Origin of the sequence: Pseudoalteromonas sp. Cn5-37, from assembly GCF_021532495.1 — a bacterium.
GTDB classification, from domain to species: domain Bacteria; phylum Pseudomonadota; class Gammaproteobacteria; order Enterobacterales; family Alteromonadaceae; genus Pseudoalteromonas; species Pseudoalteromonas simplex.
Map to the genome: position 1 here is coordinate 63,422 of NZ_JAKGBA010000013.1, position 19,543 is coordinate 82,964.

At 41.9% G+C, this 19,543-nt stretch carries 18 protein-coding genes; 3 read left to right on the forward strand and 15 right to left on the reverse strand.

Annotated elements, in window-relative coordinates; translation table 11 throughout:
- Nucleotides 1-872 precede the first annotated feature (872 nt).
- Nucleotides 873-2,732 carry a cation:proton antiporter gene (locus tag L1266_RS14755; protein ID WP_138600166.1) on the forward strand — a complete coding sequence of 620 codons (1,860 nt, stop codon included), beginning with the start codon at nucleotides 873-875 and terminating at the stop codon, nucleotides 2,730-2,732.
- A 48-nt stretch (nucleotides 2,733-2,780) separates the two neighbouring features.
- Here the strand turns inward: L1266_RS14755 and L1266_RS14760 are convergent, their stop codons facing one another.
- The 15 genes from L1266_RS14760 to cutA form a co-directional block, all read right to left on the reverse strand.
- Nucleotides 2,781-3,389, reverse strand: a complete 609-nt coding sequence (locus tag L1266_RS14760; protein WP_054552440.1) for a tetratricopeptide repeat protein — start codon at nucleotides 3,387-3,389, stop codon at nucleotides 2,781-2,783.
- A gap of 111 nt (nucleotides 3,390-3,500) precedes the next feature.
- On the reverse strand, nucleotides 3,501-4,814 hold the full coding sequence (locus tag L1266_RS14765) for an adenylosuccinate synthase (protein WP_054552439.1): 1,314 nt from the start codon (nucleotides 4,812-4,814) through the stop codon (nucleotides 3,501-3,503).
- Between the two features lie 225 nt (nucleotides 4,815-5,039).
- Nucleotides 5,040-5,918, reverse strand: a complete 879-nt coding sequence (hflC, locus tag L1266_RS14770) for a protease modulator HflC (protein WP_054552438.1) — start codon at nucleotides 5,916-5,918, stop codon at nucleotides 5,040-5,042.
- 5 nt (nucleotides 5,919-5,923) lie between these two features.
- Entirely contained in the window at nucleotides 5,924-7,090 is a 1,167-nt protein-coding gene (gene hflK, locus L1266_RS14775) for an FtsH protease activity modulator HflK (protein WP_054552437.1), read from the reverse strand.
- Nucleotides 7,091-7,181: 91 nt separating this feature from the next.
- Nucleotides 7,182-8,471 carry a ribosome rescue GTPase HflX gene (hflX, locus tag L1266_RS14780; RefSeq protein ID WP_054552436.1) on the reverse strand — a complete coding sequence of 430 codons (1,290 nt, stop codon included), beginning with the start codon at nucleotides 8,469-8,471 and terminating at the stop codon, nucleotides 7,182-7,184.
- A gap of 17 nt (nucleotides 8,472-8,488) precedes the next feature.
- Nucleotides 8,489-8,752, reverse strand: a complete 264-nt coding sequence (hfq, locus tag L1266_RS14785; protein WP_054552435.1) for an RNA chaperone Hfq — start codon at nucleotides 8,750-8,752, stop codon at nucleotides 8,489-8,491.
- Between the two features lie 80 nt (nucleotides 8,753-8,832).
- On the reverse strand, nucleotides 8,833-9,750 hold the full coding sequence (gene miaA / locus L1266_RS14790) for a tRNA (adenosine(37)-N6)-dimethylallyltransferase MiaA (protein WP_166341054.1): 918 nt from the start codon (nucleotides 9,748-9,750) through the stop codon (nucleotides 8,833-8,835).
- A 15-nt stretch (nucleotides 9,751-9,765) separates the two neighbouring features.
- The gene (gene mutL / locus L1266_RS14795; protein ID WP_235377792.1) at nucleotides 9,766-11,610 is read right to left on the reverse strand and encodes a DNA mismatch repair endonuclease MutL; all 1,845 of its coding nucleotides are present in this window, start codon (nucleotides 11,608-11,610) and stop codon (nucleotides 9,766-9,768) included.
- 23 nt (nucleotides 11,611-11,633) lie between these two features.
- Entirely contained in the window at nucleotides 11,634-12,941 is a 1,308-nt protein-coding gene (locus L1266_RS14800; RefSeq protein ID WP_235377799.1) for an N-acetylmuramoyl-L-alanine amidase, read from the reverse strand.
- A 66-nt stretch (nucleotides 12,942-13,007) separates the two neighbouring features.
- The gene (gene tsaE, locus L1266_RS14805; protein WP_054552431.1) at nucleotides 13,008-13,481 is read right to left on the reverse strand and encodes a tRNA (adenosine(37)-N6)-threonylcarbamoyltransferase complex ATPase subunit type 1 TsaE; all 474 of its coding nucleotides are present in this window, start codon (nucleotides 13,479-13,481) and stop codon (nucleotides 13,008-13,010) included.
- Nucleotides 13,482-13,623: 142 nt separating this feature from the next.
- Nucleotides 13,624-14,964: an acetyl-CoA carboxylase biotin carboxylase subunit gene (accC, locus tag L1266_RS14810; protein ID WP_054552430.1), complete on the reverse strand. Its 1,341-nt coding sequence runs from the start codon at nucleotides 14,962-14,964 to the stop codon at nucleotides 13,624-13,626.
- 23 nt (nucleotides 14,965-14,987) lie between these two features.
- A complete protein-coding gene (gene accB / locus L1266_RS14815; protein WP_235377793.1) occupies nucleotides 14,988-15,458 on the reverse strand; it encodes an acetyl-CoA carboxylase biotin carboxyl carrier protein in 471 nt (156 codons plus the stop codon).
- A 31-nt stretch (nucleotides 15,459-15,489) separates the two neighbouring features.
- Nucleotides 15,490-15,942: a type II 3-dehydroquinate dehydratase gene (gene aroQ, locus L1266_RS14820; protein ID WP_166341059.1), complete on the reverse strand. Its 453-nt coding sequence runs from the start codon at nucleotides 15,940-15,942 to the stop codon at nucleotides 15,490-15,492.
- Between the two features lie 348 nt (nucleotides 15,943-16,290).
- Nucleotides 16,291-18,117 (reverse strand): protein-disulfide reductase DsbD, encoded by a 1,827-nt coding sequence (locus L1266_RS14825; protein ID WP_235377794.1) that lies wholly within the window; start codon nucleotides 18,115-18,117, stop codon nucleotides 16,291-16,293.
- Complete coding sequence (gene cutA, locus L1266_RS14830; RefSeq protein WP_054552426.1) at nucleotides 18,117-18,437, reverse strand: divalent-cation tolerance protein CutA; 321 nt, start codon at nucleotides 18,435-18,437, stop codon at nucleotides 18,117-18,119. The genes L1266_RS14825 and cutA overlap by 1 nt, the downstream gene beginning before the upstream one ends.
- Nucleotides 18,438-18,599: 162 nt before the next feature.
- Here cutA and L1266_RS14835 point away from each other — a divergent pair, with 162 nt between their 5' ends.
- Nucleotides 18,600-19,076, forward strand: coding sequence for an FxsA family protein (locus L1266_RS14835; RefSeq protein ID WP_054552425.1), 477 nt, complete (start codon nucleotides 18,600-18,602; stop codon nucleotides 19,074-19,076).
- 143 nt (nucleotides 19,077-19,219) lie between these two features.
- The gene (locus L1266_RS14840) at nucleotides 19,220-19,507 is read left to right on the forward strand and encodes a co-chaperone GroES (protein ID WP_036973362.1); all 288 of its coding nucleotides are present in this window, start codon (nucleotides 19,220-19,222) and stop codon (nucleotides 19,505-19,507) included.
- Nucleotides 19,508-19,543 lie beyond the last annotated feature (36 nt).

The window sequence follows — 19,543 nt, forward strand, 5'->3', positions numbered from 1 at the left end:
ACTGATTAAAAGACTCGCGTTTAGCTTTACTAAACGCACTGACTATTATCACTTTGCCAAACAACTTATCTATGCACACGACTACGCCACGCAAGTACTGCGATTAGATATAGCACAACTTTTATTCAGTCAGTAGACCAAACGGTTATAAACCATAAGTTGATAAAAAGAGATAAGTGTTGTTTATGTATCGCTGTAAAAAGCTGTGTGAGGCTTTTATTAATAACAACATACATAGAGCCTATACAATCTGGTACACCAACAGATAGGGTGTAGATTGTATGACCGAGATTTAGCTGCCACGATGGGAACTAAACATTGACCAGATAATGAACTTATATTCTATTCAACACGTAATAAATACACACTGAACACGGGAAAGCTCATTTCTATTTAATTAGAAAACAAAGTGTATAAAACACTAAAATTGTTACAAGCAATTGATTATTTAGAGGTAAAGCTCTAGAAAACTGTAGCAACACCGATAAACATTTAGATATCAAATTGTTTGAACACGAAATATAATACGGGAAATTAGGGGTAAAGATCAAGGGCGAAAAGTAATCACAGCTTTTATACTTGCCATAAATAGGAAAAATAAATACTTTTTAACAATAAGTTAGATCACCATATGTTAGCCCTAATGATTTTTTCTCTGCAAACCTGACTTTTGTTTTAGATATAACCCCAAAAAGTAGTAATAACGACTAAAATCGTATTTGAAGCATCAAGTTTGCTTGTGTCTATAGTGATGAGTAAGCTTTAATAAGCAGGCAATTTTATTTCAAAGGTCTAATTGAAGATTGCATTACATCATAAATAATGTGATTCGACCTTTTTTGAACAGTAGTAACAAAAGGATAATTTATTCTATGTCAGCAATTTATATAGCAGGGATCGCATTGTGCTCAGTATTAGCACAGTGGGTCGCATGGGCGTTTCGCGTACCCGCTATTTTATTTTTACTACTAACAGGTTTAGTTTTAGGGCCATTTAGTGGCGTACTAGAACCTGACGCTCTACTGGGTGATTTACTCTTCCCTGTAGTTTCTTTAAGTGTGGCGGTGATCTTATTTGAGGGTTCACTAACCTTACACTTCAGAGAGTTAAAAGGGATTGGTAAGGTAGTTCGTAACCTCTGCTCTATAGGAATGCTCACGACTTGTTTAGTAATCAGCTTCAGCGCTTATTGGATTTTAGAGCTGAACTGGCGAGTTGCTGCAGTACTTGGAGCGGTGCTTGTTGTAACTGGACCTACAGTTATTGCGCCGCTGTTAAACTCTATGAGACCTACTCAAGATATTGACCGCATCTTGCGTTGGGAAGGTATTGTTATAGACCCTATAGGTGCATTATTCGCAGTACTAGTATTTGAAGCTGTCATGCTTGTAGGTCAAGGCGAAGTACTGAGTCATACCATTATCGCGCTCTTTAAAACCCTGGGAGTTGGTTTAACCATTGGTGTCGTTGCAGGTTGGCTTACCACATTGCTGATACGCCGAGAATGGCTACCATTTGAGTTACACAAGTTTGGCATTTTAGCCTTAGTACTGATTAGCTTTACGGTTTCGAACCACCTAAGCCATGAATCTGGCCTCCTCGCTGTTACCGTGTTTGGTATTTGGCTTGCTAACCAAGATGATCTCGAAATTGACTCTGTGCTTGAATTTAAAGAAGACCTTTCGATGATCTTAATTTCATCACTGTTCATCTTACTTGCAGCCCGACTACAGCTATCAGATTTAATGATGTTACATAGCGATGTGTTTATTTTCTTAGCCATCGTGCTTTTTGTGGCTCGCCCAGCCTGTATTGCAATATCGACCTTTAAAACTGATTTACCACTTAAGTCTCGCTTAGTTCTGTCGTGGATTGCACCACGGGGTATCGTTGCCGCTGCGGTGGGCTCTGTATTTGCTCTAAGTATGGTCGAAGCTGGCATTGCCGATGCTGAAAAAATAGTGCCACTTATATTTACTGTAATTATTATTACTGTAGTACTGCAAAGCCTTACAGCAACACCGTTAGCAAAGTTATTAAAAGTACGCCAGCCTGCGCCAAATACTATTTTAATTATTGGCGCAAACCATGTAGCCCGTGCTATTGCTTGCGGCTTAAAAGATCAAAATATTCCGGTGCACTTATCTGATCCTGCATGGGAAAACTGTAAAATGGCACGCATGGATGGCTTACCTTGTTACTATGGTAATCCGCAGTCAGAGCATGCGGAGCGGTATTTACCATTAACAACAATTCGTAGCGTACTCGCGCTTTCACCGAACCGCCATCACAATGCATTAGGCGTACAATACTTCTCGCATTTGTTCGACGAAAAGAATGTATTTTCTTTGCGCTCTTCGACTAACCATGCAAAAGCGAATAAAGACAGTGCGACCTTCTTGTCACGACAAATTCTGTTTGGCGACAATGGCGCTTATGCCCGTTTAAGCAGCTTAATTGCCAAAGGCGGCAAAGTTAGTGCGACGCGTATTTCTGAAGAGTTTAGTTGGGATCAATATAAAGAAGTTAATAGCGAAGCAATCCCATTATTTATTTTAAATGGTGAAAAAAGCGATGATGACGATACGCCTATTAAAATTCGCCCGTTCACTACAAATATGGAAAAACCTCCACAAGTAGGTGAACGTATTGTGGCACTTCAACCGCCTAAACTATCGGTGCTAAAAGACCCGAACAACGGCAAACCGAAAGAAAATAAAGAAGAGAAATAACAGTAAGGCCAGCATTAGCTGGCCTTTTTTATATGTATTTGTATTTGCCTACATAGGTAAACGGGCGCGTGCAACGACGCTGTCTGGCATTTTTTCGGCAAGCTTAGCGAGTAAATTTTCGACTTTCTTGTGAGTTGCTTTATCGGCAACCATTGAATGAAATAACCAACGGTAGGCGTCTTCATAATCTCGTGGGCTGCCATAACCTTGATTAAATAGATTAACCAAACGCATTTGTGCCTTTAGGTTACCTTGAGCTGATGCTTCTCGTAAATAGGTCACCGCCATTGCTTTATCTTGCTGCACTAACTGGCCTACATCATAGTAGCGACCTAGTTGCTCTAATGCCGCACCAAGCCCTTGCTGGGCAGCTTGACGCATATAATAAACCCCTAACTCTACATTACGGTCTACACACACCGCATAAGCTAGCATATCGCCATACAAGAACTGATACGATGGCAGTGCCATTTTATTGGCTCGCGCTTCGATATCTTGCACTAACTGGCAATCATCTGCCTTTACGCGTGCTAGGTGTGTATTTTTATTGATCAAGCCTATTAACTCGCTCTCTGTGTAAAGAGGCACAGCTGTGATAGGCTCTTCAGCCATACTCAGGCTTGAGAAGAGTAATGTTAAAGGCAAAAAAACACGCATCAAAATCACTTAAATAAAGTCAGTCTTAGCAAATAATATACAAATATTATACCAAGTGAATTTTAGGCACAAAAAAAGCTGCCGAAGCAGCTTTTTCAGTCACTATGACGATTATGCAAATGGGCTGCGTAATACCATAGTTTCTACACGGTCTGGGCCAGTAGAGATGATATCAACTGGAACACCAGTGATTTCTTCAATACGTTTGATGTAATCAAGTGCCGCTTGCGGTAATTGATCAACTGACGTAGCACCTACTGTGTTTTCTGACCAGCCTGGCATCTCTTCGTATACTGGTGTTACTTTCTCGTAACCTTCAGCTGCTAATGGTGTAACGTTCGTTACTGTGCCATCTTCTAACTGGTAACCAGTACAGATTTTTAATGTTTCTAAACCGTCTAAAACGTCTAGTTTAGTTAAACAGAAACCTGAGATGCTGTTGATTTGCACTGCACGGCGCATTGCCACTGCGTCTAACCAACCTGTACGGCGTAAACGACCTGTCGTCGCACCGAACTCATGACCTTTATCACCTAAGTGCTTACCAACTGGATCTTGCTTATCAAGACCGTCGTAAAGCTCTGTAGGGAATGGACCAGAACCTACACGTGTAGTGTAAGCTTTGATAATACCTAACACGTAATCAAGGTGTAATGGACCAAAACCAGCACCAGTCGCTACACCACCAGCTGTTGTGTTTGATGATGTTACGTACGGGTAAGTACCGTGGTCGATATCAAGTAATGTACCTTGCGCACCTTCAAATAAGATGTTGTCGCCCGCTAAACGCGTTTGGTCAAGAAGCTCAGTAACATCAACAACCATTGCTTTTAAGATATCTGCGATAGCCATTGCATCGTCAAATGTCTTTTGGAAGTCAACTGGTTCAGCTTTGTAGTAATGCTCTAAAGTGAAGTTATGGTATTCCAATACTTCTTTAAGCTTGCTAGCAAACTGTTCAGGATTGAATAAGTCACCTACACGTAAACCACGACGTGCAACTTTATCTTCATAAGCTGGACCGATACCACGACCTGTAGTGCCAATTGGCTTATCGCCACGTGCTTTTTCACGGGCTAAATCTAATGCAATGTGGAAAGGTAAAATTAATGGACATGCTTCGCTGATTAATAAGCGCTCACGTACTGGTACGCCACGCTCTTCTAGCATGCCAATTTCTTTCATTAATGCTTCTGGTGATAAAACAACACCATTACCGATCACACACTTAACATTGTCACGTAATACACCCGATGGAATAAGGTGTAAAACCGTCTTTTCACCGTTGATTACCAGAGTATGGCCTGCGTTATGACCACCTTGATAACGAACTACTAAAGATGCTTTGTCTGTAAGGAGGTCAACTACCTTACCCTTACCTTCGTCACCCCATTGGGTGCCTAGTACAACAACGTTTTTACCCATTGCAAATTCACTTAGAAAAAATTAGGACGAGATTTTATCAGAAAACGAGGTGAAAGATCACCCCGTTTAGCTTATTTTTTCTGCGCCTGAATTTTTATCTTCTCAATTACTTAAACAACTACATGCAGAACAGAGGTTTATAAAATTGTTAAGAATAAAAATTAATCACTTACAGAGACAAAAAAGCCCCACAAATTGCGGGGCTTTTGATCATACGAGTATTACTTACTGTACTTTTGTACCTTTCATATAATTAAAGAAGTCGCTATCAGGTGAAATTACCATCACGTCTTGTTTATCTTTAAAGGTATTTTTGTATGCTTCTAGGCTGCGCATAAAACCAAAGAATTCAGCGTCTTTGTTATATGCATTAGCATAGATAGCAGCAGCATCAGCATCACCTTGACCACGTACTGTACGAGCATTACGTTCAGCATCTGCAAGCATTACGGTTACACGGCGGTCTACTTCTGCGCGAATTGTCTCAGCTTTTTCTTGACCTTCTGAACGGTGCTCTTTAGCTACTGCAGTACGCTCAGCACGCATACGCTGGAAGATTGAGCTACTCACTTCTTGTGGTAAGTTAATTTGCTTAACACGTACGTCAAGTACTTCAATACCTAGCTCTTGCGCACTTTCAGACGCTTGAACTAACGCTTCTTCCATCAATTCACTACGCTCGCCAGAGACAATCTCTTTGATTGTACGAGAACCGAAATTAGTACGAAGTCCATTGTTCACCTTTTGCTTAAGCAGTGTTTCAGCATATTGCTTATCACCACGGGCACGTAGGTAAAATGCACTAAAGTCATTAATGCGCCACTTCACATAAGAATCAACGATTAAGTCTTTTTTCTCACTAGTAACAAAGCGGTCAGCTTCACCATCTAGCGTTTGAATTCGTGCATCTAAGCGACGTACTTGGCTAAAGAAAGGTACTTTTAAGTGTAAACCTGGGCCATATACTACGGCGTTATCGTCACTGTCTTTTTCAACTTTGCTGAATAATAAGACAATTGCTTTTTCGCCTTCTTGTACAACAAAAATCGCAGAAAAAGACAGCACAACTGCAAGGGCAAGTATTACTAAACTAAAATTTTTCATCTTACTTATCTCCCCTCATTAAAACGGTCAGTTGCGAAACGATCATTACTTGAATTAACCGTGCTGTTACGTGATGGATTTAACTTATTGCGAAGATCTTGAATATCACTTGAGCTTGGTAGCGCAACACGCGTTGCTGTACCTTGCTTTTCCATGATTTTATCAAGCGGTAGATACATCATATTATTACCGCCCTCTACATCAACTAACACTTTAGAGCTGTTACCTAGCACTTCTTCCATCGCATCGATATATAAGCGCTTACGGGTTACTTCTTTCGCAGCTTGGTACTCAGGTAACAGTTTTTCAAAACGTGCTACTTCACCTTGCGCTTCTAAAGTAATACGCTCACGGTACGCTTCTGCTTCTTGTGTCATACGCGTAACTTGACCACGGGCACGAGGCTCAATTTCACGAGCGTAAGCTTCAGCTTCACGGATAAAGCGTTCTTCATCTTCTTGTGCAGCAATAGCATCATCAAACGCGTCTTTTACTTCACCCGGCGGACGTGAATCTTTAAAGTTCACATCGCTTACGATAATACCCAAGTTGTAAGGCTCAATGATTTTGTTTAGTTCATCCCACGTTTGTTGGCGCACTAACTCACGACCAGTTGTTAGCACTTGGTCCATTTTTACATGACCAATCACATAACGAAGAGCACTATCAAGCGCTTGTTTCAAGCTGCCATCTGCGTCGGTTACGCTAAACTTGTATAGGTGTGGATCGATAACACGGTATTGTACTTCAAACTCTACATTTACCACGTTCTCGTCTTCTGTCAGCATGAAACCTTTTGCAGATAACGAGCGAACCGCTTCAATATCTACAGGGATCACGCGTTCAATGAAGGTCATTTTCCAACGTAAGCCAGGTTCTGCAATGCGATTGTATTGTCCAAATTGTAAAACAATACCGCGCTCGGCTTCTTTTACCGTGTAAATACCACTTAATGCCCATACAATGACGGCAATGATAAGGATGAAAGAAATGCCTGCGCCACCAAGTCCGCCGCCGTTTTTACCTGGCTTATTACCACCAAATAAACCGCCAAACTTGTTGCCGAATTTACGCATTACCTCGTCTAAATCAGGTGGGCCTTGATCTTTTCCGCCTTTATTATTCCACGGATCTTTATCATTGCCATTATTACCCGGTTCATTCCAGGCCATAGCTATACTCCATTGTTATCTAAATGAATTAGGTTAAATCTATCAAATCTACAGCATTTCTCATACTAAAAAAGACAAATGCTGGCGATTTTTAATCAGTCACTACAAAAGAGTCGAGGTCTTGTCCCATCTCTTTTTTCAAGCGATTCCATTCTGCCATTGGCAAGCGTACCGATAACAACCAGTTTCCTTGCTCATCAAAACGTTCTTGATGAACTGCGTTTAAGTTGAATAATGCTGCACGAATACGACCATGTTGTGGTGGTAATTTTAGCTCATCAGCAAACATCTTCTTGGCAAGTAACTCATTAATTGCCTCACTTAGCAGTTCACAGCCAACGCCAGTGCGCGCCGACAACCAGACTCGTACCGGTTGACCTTCGTCGTTTCTATCTATACGTGGCGCAACGTCATCTAGCGCATCAATTTTGTTATAAACCAATAATTGCGGCACTTCATCTGCTTCGATTTCTTTTAAAACAGACTGTACTTGCTCAATATTTTCTTTTCGACGAGGGTCTGCCACATCGATAACATGCAACTGTAAATCAGCTTCACGGGTTTCTGTTAAGGTCGCTTTAAATGCTGCAACAAGGTCATGAGGTAAGTGACGAATGAAACCTACCGTATCCGCTAAAATAATTGGACCTATATCGCCTATATCTAACTTACGTAAGGTTGGATCTAGGGTTGCGAATAGCTGATCAGCAGCATACACATCTGAGTCAGTAATACGGTTAAATAACGTTGATTTACCCGCATTGGTATAACCTACTAGTGACACAGTTGGAATTTCATTTCGCGTACGCGCACGTCGCCCCTGCTCACGTTGAACAGCAACTTTATCTAAACGGGCACGAATATTTTTAATTCTTGCGCGCAGTAATCGTCTATCGGTTTCGAGCTGGGTTTCACCCGGACCACGTAACCCTATCCCGCCTTTTTGTCTTTCAAGGTGGGTCCAACCACGGATCAAGCGAGTAGAAATATGGCGTAACTGAGCTAACTCAACCTGAAGTTTACCTTCGTGAGTTCGCGCTCGCTGCGCAAAAATATCTAAGATCAAACTCGTACGATCAAGAACGCGGCACTGGCAAACGCGCTCTAAATTGCGTTCCTGTGACGGGCTAAGTTGATGGTTGAAAATAATGACATCTGCATTGTGGATTTTGACAGTTTCAGCGATTTCTTCTGCTTTTCCGGTCCCGACGAAAAGTTTCGGATGCGGTGCTTGACGACTGCCTTGCACAATCGCCAAACTACTAACACCAGCAGAAGATACCAACAACTCTAATTCGTGAAGATCTTCGCGATCTCCCTCTTTAGGTAAGTCGATATGAACTAAAACTGCCTGTTCGCCGGCTTCATAACGGTCAAACAAGCATTACGCTCCTAAGTTTAAAAATTTCCAGATTCTTGCTCTTCTGAATCATCACTTCCTTGAACGCCTTGGAAGTTAACAGAACGCGCTGGAACAACAGTTGAAATAGCGTGTTTATACACCATTTGATTTACGGTGTTTTCAAGTAAAATAACAAATTGGTCAAATGACTGGATTTTACCCTGCAATTTAATGCCATTAACCAAAAAGATTGATACTGGAATGCGCTCACGACGTAACGCATTTAAAAATGGGTCTTGTAACGACTGGCCTTTTGCCATGTTATTTTCCTTCGTTCTAGGTGTTATTATAATTAAGTAGCTGAACTAATTTAACAAAGCTAAAAAACTTTCAGCTACTACTAGCTTAGCGAACTTACTACACGTTGCAAGTTTTCTTCATCACCCGTAGTCAACCAAATTACTTCAGGCCAACCTCTTAACCAAGTCAGTTGTCGCTTGGCTAACTGCCGTGTGGCTGCAATACCACGAAAGACCATTTCATCATAGTCAATTTCGCCAGCAATGTAATCCCACATTTGTCTATAACCCACACAACGAATCGAAGGTAGGTCTGGGTGTAAATCCTTACGTTTATATAGGGATGAAACTTCATTTTCAAACCCCTGATCGAGCATTATTTTAAACCTTTTCTCAATTCGCTGATGTAATTCACTGCGATCATCAGGTGCAATGGCAAATTGATAGAAAGTATAAGGAAGCTCAGGCTGCTTTTGTTTTTGCAGCTCAGTCATTGTTTTACCTGTTATACGATACACTTCTAATGCACGATTAATTCTTTGCGAATCATTTTCGCTCATTTTTTTCGCTGCATCAGGATCGATTTTCACAAGTTCTTTATGCAAATGTGGCCAACCAAACTGTGCTGCTTCTTTTTCGAGTTCAGCACGTACTTCAGGTGATGCCTCTGGTAGCGGTGATAAGCCATCAATAAGCGACTTAAAATACATCATTGTACCGCCAACCAATACAGGTACTTTACCTTGCTGATGAAATAGATCAATCTTTTCAATTGCATCACGGCGAAAATCTGCCACTGAATAACTTTCTGCTGGGTCGATAATATCAATTAAGTGATGCGGCGCACGAGCAAGCTCTTCGGCATTTGGCTTTGCCGTGCCGATGTCCATATCTTTATAGACTAATGCTGAATCAACACTGATTATTTCTGTGTTTAAATACTCACACAGCGAAATTGCTAAATCTGTTTTCCCTGCAGCGGTTGGTCCCATTAAAAAAATGACGGGTAAGTTATTCAAGCCTAAATACCTTGCTTAGTTTAAAAACTGAGATAGTTCTATTTTAACTGCTTTTTGACGTAAAAGTTGCATAGTTTGTGGATTATTTTCTAACCGAGCCACTTGCTCCATAAAGGCTTGGCTTGCGTAATAACGTGTTGGTATTTGTTGAGTTAACCAAGCTAACCATTCATCGAGTGAACTTGGTGAGGCTTTACAGCCAGCAATAAGCCGCTCAATAGCATCACTTACATCAAGTAAATACACGCAAGGCGGAAGCTTTTTAACCATCACAAACTGTTTTTCTATTACTAAATCAAAACCAAGTAAGGTAAACCACGACTGCTGAGCATTTAACGCGCTAATATCATCAGCACTTGCATTTACTCGCACAGGTAACAATAAGGCTTTGCCATCAAGGCTACCTGCTTGCTCTACGTGCGCTTGCCAGTCGAGTGCTATTGCATGCTTAAAGTGCGCAGCAAAGAGTTGGTTGTCTTCACTAAATACGCACTCGCCTTCTCGTACATGAATAAGCTTGGCAAGTTTTGCTTGCTCTACAACCGGTGCTGTAACACTTGGCTCTGGGCGTACTTGGTCAAAATGCGCAGCATGTTGCTCGCTGATCCCTTGATAAAATGCATTGACATCTTGGTGAGATGTTTTACTGCGGCCCCGGCTGTCACTACTAAAACCACCGCCAGAGCGCCCTGCTCCAGTTGCCCCAGAATAACTCACTGAACGTGTCGGCTGTAATTCAGATTTAGGGTAATCATACTGCTCTGTTGGCGCTGATTGAGTAAAACTTGGCTGTGTGCTGCTTGAGTGCGCCTCATCAAACGGAGCATGCTGAAAAGCAGTGTCATTATGCTCTGTAAAACCAGCTTCGTGCTGAAGCGGCACCACCACTTGTTTTATTGCCTGCAGGATAAAGTCATGCACTAAACGGCCTTGATGAAAACGCACTTCATGTTTTGCTGGGTGCACGTTTACATCGACCTGACGTGGGTCAATATCAATATAAATGACAAAACCGGGTAGCTCTTCAGAGCCTGCGACTTCTTCAAAGGCTTGGCGGATTGCATGTAAAATGAGTTTATCGCGCATCATGCGATTATTCACATAGGTATATTGCGTGCTATTCGTTGAGCCCACGGGCAATACCCAACCTCGCAACATCAAACCTGCTTCACCTGACTGAATATGCAGCCCCTGTTCACTAAATGCTTTACCCGCCACTTGTGCAACACGGCTTATCGCTTGCTCAGGGTTTGGTTTAGCACGGTATTGACGCACGACCTTGCCATTATGAGTCAGGGTGATAGAGACATCAAAACGACTCAGCGCAATACGCTTTATGAGCTCATCAATATGTGAAAACTCGGTTTTCTCGGTGCGAAGAAATTTACGGCGCGCAGGGGTATTAAAGAATAAGTCTTTCACCTCAATGGTGGTACCATCAGGGTGTGCGGTTGGCTTAACCTGCACCGCCATATCGCGGCCTTCAGCAAACGCTTGCCATGCAGCCTCTTGCTGCTTTGGCTTTGAGCTTAAAGTTAAGCGAGAAACAGAACTAATTGATGCTAACGCTTCACCACGAAAACCCAGTGAGCAAATGTTCTCAAGATCATCGAGTGACTTAAGCTTACTCGTAGCATGGCGCGACAAGGCTAATGTTAGTTCATCTTTATTAATGCCAGAGCCATTATCGCGGATACGAATTAGCTTATGCCCACCACGCTCAATATCTATTTGAATGCGCGTTGCGCCAGCATCTAAACTGTTTTCTACCAGCTCTTTAACAACGGATGCTGGGCGTTCAACCACTTCACCCGCAGCAATTTGGTTAGCCAATCGCGCGGGTAGTATTTCTATACTCATAGTGTTCCTAACACGAAAATTGACTAGCTTTGAGGAATATCAAGCTCTTGACCAATAAATAAGGTATTCGATTTTAAGTTGTTGGCCGTTTTTAGCTTACTCACCGAGGTGTTGTATCTGCTTGCTAAAATACTTAACGATTCACCAGGGCGAACTTTGTGTTTAGTCGGAAACTGCGACTTTAACTTAGCAAATAGTGAGTCATCTGGTGGATTCTTCATGTAGTAATTTTTAATCGAGGTGAAAATTGCTTTAGCTAAGCGCTCCTGATGCTGCGCCGTTTTTAGCATTCGCTCTTCACGCGGATTCGAAATAAACCCTGTTTCGACCAAAATAGACGGAATATCGGGTGATTTCAATACCGCAAGGCTCGCCGCTTGTGGGCGTTTCTTATGCATTTTAGCCACTTTTCGTAATTCGCTAACCACTTCTTCTGCGACACTAAAACCTGTTTTCATCGAGTGATCCATCGACATATCTAGCAGTGCTTGTGCTAAATATTTTTCGCTTGCAGTATCTTTTAATACCCCAGCTGCACCACCTAAAAGCTCTGAGTGTTTTTCTTTATCCTCAATCCATTTACCAATTTCTGAATTTGCACGGCGTAGTGATAGCACCCACACTGAGGCACCGTTTGGTTGTGGACTAGTAAAGGCATCCGCATGAATCGACACAAAGAAGTCAGCTTTTTTCTTACGAGCTATGCTAGTACGGGTGTTTAAATTTACAAAGTAGTCACTGCGGCGCACCATACGCGAAATCATGCCTTTTTCAGCATCTATCATTCGCTCTAAGCGCTTCGCTATTTGTAGCGTAATATCTTTTTCATAAGTGCCTGATGGACCAATTGAACCGGGGTCTTCACCACCATGACCTGCATCAATGGCAATAACAATATCGCGCTCTTGATTAAGTTCGCGTTTTTTCACACTGGTATTGGTCGAAGCAACAGGTTCTGCCTTCGGTGTTTTATCAACAAGGTCAACCACTAAACGATGCTTGTAGGGATCGGTTGGTAGTAAAGCAAATACAGCAGGTTTACTGGCACGGGCTAGCTCAAAGACAAAACGCACACTTTTGCTGTCTTTTGGTTTTGAGTAACGCAGTTTGGAAACAATCTGATGCTTTTGAGGAATAGCTGGCAAGCTATCTAGTTTGTCGGTATTTTTTAAATCAATGACTAAACGAGCTGGGTTTTTCAGCATGAAATAGCTGAAATCAGGCTTATCGTTTAAATCAAAGACCACTCGAGTGCTGTCAGGTGAGGGCCACACTCGTACGCTATTAATGGTATTTTGTGCAAGCGCAATCTGGCTAACAACCAATAACATCAAAGTAGTTAATAGTTTAAACGTACAACGACCCATTTTTACTAATACACCTTTATTTTTATATGTTTATTCTTGCGCGCTCGTAAGTTGCTGAACAATAGCCTTACCACGCTCGGTTAAGCTATTAATTGTAATAGCACGCGCCTCGCCTTCATAGCGTAGGGTGATATCAAGATCTGGTGTTGGAATAAATTCGCCGCCTTTTTCAGGCCATTCCACAACACAAATGGCCTGTGGTGAAAAATAGTCACGAATTCCCATATATTCAAGTTCTTCAGGATCACCTAAGCGATATAAATCAAAGTGATAGACATCAGCTTTGGCTAATTGGTAAGGCTCAACCAGTGTATAAGTTGGACTCTTAACCTTACCTTGATGACCGAAACCTTGCACGATACCACGGGTTAATGTCGTTTTACCGGCACCTAAATCACCATGTAAGTAGATGACTGCTCCTTGCTCCATTAAGGTTGCAAGTTGCTTACCCATATTAACCGTTGCTGCTTCATCAGCGAGTGGAAAACCAACACTGTCGGTCATTATTACCTCATGAAAAACTAAAAACACATTACTTTGTTAATCATACCAGAATAATTTTGTAAGGCGAGAATCACTCTTATGACTAATTTGACAAAAAAAAGCCGGCAAAGTTGCCGGCTTTTTAGCTTAAACAGAATTTTGTTTACAGACCTAGTTTCTTCTCAAGGTAGTGGATGTTTGTACCACCGTTTTGGAAGTTCTCATCTGCCAAGATTTTCTTGTGCAGTGGTGTGTTGGTCTTGATGCCATCGATCACTAATTCGTTTAACGCATTGCGTGAACGAGCAATAGCTACATCACGGTTTTCACCATAACAGATCAGCTTACCAATCATTGAATCGTAATGAGGTGGTACTGTGTAATCTGCGTAGATATGGCTGTCCCAACGAATACCTAAACCGCCAGCAGGGTGGAATCGCGTGATTTTACCTGGTGATGGAATAAAGGTGTCTGGGTCTTCCGCATTAATACGGCACTCAATTGCATGACCACGAATAACCACATCTTCTTGTGTGAATGATAATGGTTGGCCAGCTGCAATTTTTAGCTGCTCTTTGATTAAGTCAACGCCAGTAACCATTTCTGTTACTGGGTGCTCAACCTGAATACGGGTATTCATTTCGATGAAATAGAACTCGCCGTTTTCGTATAAGAATTCGAACGTACCTGCACCGCGATAACCAATTTCGATACATGCACGAGTACAACGGTCACCGATGAACTTACGCATTTCAGCTGTGATACCTGGTGCTGGCGCTTCTTCAACAACTTTTTGGTGACGACGTTGCATTGAACAATCACGCTCACCTAAGTGAACTGCATTGCCTTGGCCATCAGCAAGTACTTGAACTTCGATGTGACGTGGGTTTTCAAGGAATTTTTCCATGTAAACCATACCATTACCGAAGAACTGCTTTGCTTCTTGCTGAGTAAGAGCGATTGAATCAATCAGTTCTTTTTCGCTGCGAACAACACGCATACCACGACCACCGCCGCCGCCTGCTGCTTTAATGATTACAGGGTAACCAATACGCTTAGCGATTTGAATGTTGCGCTCACTGTCTGCCGTTAATGGGCCATCAGAACCTGGTACACAAGGTACACCGGCTTTACGCATCGCTTCGATTGCAGAAACTTTATCACCCATTAAACGAATCGTGTCGCCTTTAGGACCGATAAATACAAAGCCACTTTGCTCAACTTGATCAGCAAAGTCTGCATTTTCAGAAAGGAAACCATAACCTGGGTGGATAGCAACTGCGTCTGTTACTTCTGCCGCAGCAATAATGCGCGGAATATCTAAGTAACTTTCAGTGGCTGCTGGTTTACCAATACAAATTGTTTCGTCTGCCAGTAACACGTGCTTAAGATCACGGTCTGCCGTTGAATGCACAGCAACAGTTTTGATCCCAAGCTCTTTGCAGGCGCGCAGTACGCGAAGTGCAATTTCACCTCGGTTTGCAATGACTACTTTATCTAACATAGAGTTGGCCTTTTGTTGCGCTATTATTCAATAATGAATAAAGGTTGATCGAATTCTACTGGCTCGCCATTTTCAACTAAGATAGCTTTTACTGTGCCTGCTTTATCAGATTCGATTTGGTTCATCATCTTCATTGCTTCAACGATACATAACGTATCGCCAACATTTACTTTAGAACCTACTTCTACGTATGGTGCTGCTTCTGGAGAAGCCGCTGAGTAGAATGAACCAACCATAGGAGATTTAACTTGATGGCCAGTCGGTGCAGCTGGAGCAGCCGCTTCTGCTGCTGGTGCCTCTGCTACTGGAGCTGGAGCTGGAGCCGCTGCTGGTGCAGGTGCTGCAAACTGCTGTGGTGCATACTGTATTGCAGGTGCTGCAGACATGTTGTTACGATTGATGCGTACTGACTCTTCACCTTCAGTGATTTCTAATTCAGCAATACCAGATTCTTCTACTAGTTCGATAAGTTTTTTGATCTTGCGAATATCCATTGAACGACCCGCCTGTTAGTTATTTAAAAAATTAATGTGTGTTTTGCAACCGGCTAACAGCAGCTTCAAGTGCCACCTTATAACCCATTGCTCCTAATCCAATAATGGCGCCTTGTGCCACATCCGAAAAATACGAATGATGACGGAATGCTTCTCGAGCATGCACATTACTTAAATGCACCTCGTAAAAGGGAATGTTTACACTGAGTAATGCATCCCGTAAGGCTACGCTTGTATGCGTAAATGCAGCAGGATTGATAATTATTGCATCAACCATTTGCCATGCATCGTGAATGCGTTCTATTAATGCAGCTTCACTGTTACTTTGGAAATGCGTTAAATCAACATTGAGACCGGCAGCAACCAGGCTAAGTTCAGCTATAATCTCATCAAGAGATTGAGTACCGTACTTTTCTGGTTCACGCTTGCCAAGCATGTTTAAATTTGGCCCATTTAGAACTAAAAGTTTGAATTTTGCAGCCATAATACGCGATATATCCTATAAGTAAGCAGTTTAACCATATTCATCATAAACCCACGCTTAACCTAAGCGTGCTGATGTAAAATAGCAACTATTTCTCACGTTAACCACCTATTATAGATATTTCGACGTAAATAGCAGCAAAATACTGGTCTAATCACTCCCCATTCGTGGTAAAGTCAAGCATAGCAAGGCACACAACAGGGTCATTCCAGCTGTTTTCCTGTTGATAAATTGAGCTTCAATCAGTGAATTTGCTATTTTTCACTTAAAATAAGTATTTTTTACGATGCAGATACAAAAACGCCACTCAGATGAGTGGCGTTTTGCTATTTTCTTGCACGTTTGCGTTTATTTAGCGGTATTTCGAACTTTTGCTAAATGTTCTGCAAAGTCTTTGGCATTTAAAAAGCCTGTTACACGTTGCTCTAAAAGCTCATTACCTTGGCTATCAAAGAACAAAATGCTCGGCAACCCAAATACCGTGTATTCTTCCATTAGCTCAATTGTTTTTGCATCGCTTTCTGTTAAATCGATTTGAATTAATTCAAAGTGAGCAAACTGCTCTTGCACTTTAGCATCAGGAAACGTGTAGTGCTCAAACTCTTTACAGGCAACACACCAGTCGGCATATAAGTCGACCATCACTAAGCGCCCTTCGCTACTTGCCTGTGCAATTTCTTCTTTTAATTCACTTAGATTAGCAACTTGTCTAAAACCATGTGTTTGTACAGCAGCTTCAGCAACTACCGCTTTACTAGGCCAAAAATAATTTTTAGTTAAACTCGCCCCAGTCACAACCAATAAGGTTGCAGCAAACCACAATGCTGTTTTTAGCTTGCCTTGTGATTGACTACTTTGCCAATGATGTAAATAAAGCGCTGTAGCAAGTGCTAATAAACCCGCCATTAACCAGATGATTTCAATATTAACAATACGCTCTAACAGAATAAGCGGCACGACCAGCATGATGAAGCCGAATAGGGTTTTCACTTGCTCCATCCAACCACCGGCTTTTGGTAATAATTTACCGCCAGAAGTCCCCAGTAATAATAACGGTAAGCCCATGCCTAAACTGAGCACATAAAGTGTTAAACCACCGACAAGATAGTCACCACTTTGCGCCACATAAAGTAAAGCAGCAGACAATGGTGCTGTTGTACACGGTGAGGCAATCAAACCAGACAGTACACCCATCATAAATACGCCAACATAGTTGCCGCCTTTTTGCTGGTTACTAACCTGAGTGAGTTTATTCATCATGCTGCTAGGTAATTTGATTTCGTACCAGCCAAACATCGACATTGCTAATAATACAAATAAGATACTAAAGCTAATTAGTACAGTAGGATGCTGTAAATACCCTTGTACTTGCCCACCTAATGATGCAACCACTAAGCCCAGCGCTGCGTAAGTAACGGCCATACCTTGTACATATACAAACGACAGCGAGAACGCTTTTTTAGTCGATAAATTCTGCTGACCCGCTATAAGGCTCGACAAAATCGGAAACATTGGGAATACGCATGGTGTAAAGGCAAGACCAACACCCACTAAAAAGAAGATTACTAGGTTAGTTAGTAAACCTTGCGATGCAAGCTTATCGGTATATGACTGCTCACCAGCTGGTTTTGAAACTTCTTGAGAAGGGGCTGATGACGCTTCATTAGTATCGGCTGCTTGTGTTAATGCAGCCAATGCGTTCCCCGCATCTGCAGCCTGTGATACTTGCTCACCTGCAATCACAGATAAAGGAATGGTTCTAACTTCTGGCGGATAACATAATCCCGCCTCGGCACAGCCTTGAAAACGCACTTTAACAACCGCACCTTCTGTGACGTTACTGAGCTTAGAAACCACACTTAACGAATCAAAGAATACCTCGGTCTTACCAAAAAACTCATCTTCAATAATCACGCCCTTGCCAAGATCAAGAACTTCAATATCTGCGCCTTTGGCAATAATTTCGACTTTCTTTTTATAAAGGTAATAATCAGGCGCAATATCCCAGCCAATAAATAAGGTTTTGCCTTGCTGGTCAAAATCGAAAACAAAAGCCTGATCAACAGGGAGAAATGTTTGCTCCGCAGGTTGTAGTAGATTTCCAAGTAAATTGTTATTACTCGCGCTTGCTGGCATAAGCCACAATGCACAAAGTAATAAAAGGAACGATCGCATTAATTAAGTACCTCATCCATCCAATTAAAATAGGCTAAATTGCCCGTAGCCACATCAACGACCTGAATTTCAGGCACCTCATAACTATGCAATTTCTTGATAGTTTGGATCACCTCATTCATTTTTTCTGACTTAGTTTTGATCAGTAACTTACTTTCAATAGCTTGAGTCACCTCGCCTTCCCACATGTAAATAGATTCAATAGTAGGCAAAATGTTCACACAAGCAGCTAGCTTTTCTTTAACTAGATGTTGTGCCAACTGACGGGCTTCAGCCTCATTTGCACAAGTCGTAAAAATAAGTCGAAAATGCGTAGTCATAAGGAACCTTTATTTGATTACGTGAGTCGCACCATAGTAGCCGATAGTAACTATAATGTGTAGCGAGCAAGGTGATCCTAGGTTCCGTCTTGAAAAATGACCTGCTCACCCCAATTTATATTTCACTGACTCGAAAGAGAATGACATTTTTTAGAGAGCGTTATGTTTAGATTTTTGTTTTTGTTATTTATTTTAGTGCCGATTGTGGAGATCGCGTTACTCATCCAAGTGAGTGAAGTGATCGGCGGTTTTGCCACCATAGCGCTTGTAATTGTGACCGCGATTGTCGGTGCGAAATTAGTGAAGCAGCAAGGTATGGGCGCAATTCAAAACGTGCAATTACAAATGGCACAAGGGCAAATGCCTGCAAAAGAATTATTTACTGGATTATGTGTCATTATCGCCGGTGTTTTATTAATGACACCAGGCATCATGACTGACTTTTTTGGCTTTTTACTACTTACGCCAGCAATCCGCAACAAACTGGCTGCAGGCCTTGCTAGTCAAGCGACCGTGCGCATGAGTTCGCAGGCAAATCAAGGCTCTGCACACTTCCAATATCATAGTAAAACAACCACTCATGAAGAACCAAACCATCAACCTACAACTATTGATGGTGAATTTGAGCGAAAAGATTAAAATTTTTTAATTTTTTTACTTGGATTTTTTTAAGCCACCCCCATTAATGAATGCAATGAAACGCAACGGGTGGCTTAGCACTCCCCTGCAATAACACAAGATTTTTTCTGTACTGTTCAGAAACTGTTAGGAGAACTAAATAAATGAACATTCGTCCTTTACATGATCGCGTCATCGTTAAGCGTCTAGAAGAAGAAACTAAGTCTGCTGGCGGTATTGTATTAACTGGCTCTGCAGCTGAAAAATCAACTCGCGGAGAAGTTATCGCTGTTGGTAATGGCCGTGTTTTAGACAACGGTGAAGTAAGAGCATTAGAAGTTAAAGCCGGTGACACTGTGCTGTTCGGCTCTTATGTTGAAAAAGCTGAAAAGATCGAAGGTCAAGAGTACCTGATCATGCGTGAAGATAACATTCTAGGCATTGTAGGCTAATCCTACTTTTCGTTTAGCAACCCGTTTACAGAATTT

Excerpts from the sequence above, each read along its gene's own strand:
- L1266_RS14835 (WP_054552425.1), top strand. The coding sequence starts at position 18,600 with ATGTTTAGATTTTTGTTTTTGTTATTTATTTTAGTGCCGATTGTGGAG.
- L1266_RS14840 (WP_036973362.1), top strand. The coding sequence starts at position 19,220 with ATGAACATTCGTCCTTTACATGATCGCGTCATCGTTAAGCGTCTAGAA.
- tsaE (WP_054552431.1), bottom strand. The coding sequence starts at position 13,481 with ATGACCGACAGTGTTGGTTTTCCACTCGCTGATGAAGCAGCAACGGTT.
- hfq (WP_054552435.1), bottom strand. The coding sequence starts at position 8,752 with ATGGCAAAAGGCCAGTCGTTACAAGACCCATTTTTAAATGCGTTACGT.
- L1266_RS14755 (WP_138600166.1), top strand. The coding sequence starts at position 873 with ATGTCAGCAATTTATATAGCAGGGATCGCATTGTGCTCAGTATTAGCA.
- L1266_RS14800 (WP_235377799.1), bottom strand. The coding sequence starts at position 12,941 with ATGTTATTGGTTGTTAGCCAGATTGCGCTTGCACAAAATACCATTAAT.
- L1266_RS14825 (WP_235377794.1), bottom strand. The coding sequence starts at position 18,117 with ATGCGATCGTTCCTTTTATTACTTTGTGCATTGTGGCTTATGCCAGCA.
- hflC (WP_054552438.1), bottom strand. The coding sequence starts at position 5,918 with ATGAAAAATTTTAGTTTAGTAATACTTGCCCTTGCAGTTGTGCTGTCT.
- L1266_RS14760 (WP_054552440.1), bottom strand. The coding sequence starts at position 3,389 with ATGCGTGTTTTTTTGCCTTTAACATTACTCTTCTCAAGCCTGAGTATG.
- hflK (WP_054552437.1), bottom strand. The coding sequence starts at position 7,090 with ATGGCCTGGAATGAACCGGGTAATAATGGCAATGATAAAGATCCGTGG.
- cutA (WP_054552426.1), bottom strand. The coding sequence starts at position 18,437 with ATGACTACGCATTTTCGACTTATTTTTACGACTTGTGCAAATGAGGCT.
- aroQ (WP_166341059.1), bottom strand. The coding sequence starts at position 15,942 with ATGGCTGCAAAATTCAAACTTTTAGTTCTAAATGGGCCAAATTTAAAC.
- accC (WP_054552430.1), bottom strand. The coding sequence starts at position 14,964 with ATGTTAGATAAAGTAGTCATTGCAAACCGAGGTGAAATTGCACTTCGC.
- accB (WP_235377793.1), bottom strand. The coding sequence starts at position 15,458 with ATGGATATTCGCAAGATCAAAAAACTTATCGAACTAGTAGAAGAATCT.
- mutL (WP_235377792.1), bottom strand. The coding sequence starts at position 11,610 with ATGAGTATAGAAATACTACCCGCGCGATTGGCTAACCAAATTGCTGCG.
- L1266_RS14765 (WP_054552439.1), bottom strand. The coding sequence starts at position 4,814 with ATGGGTAAAAACGTTGTTGTACTAGGCACCCAATGGGGTGACGAAGGT.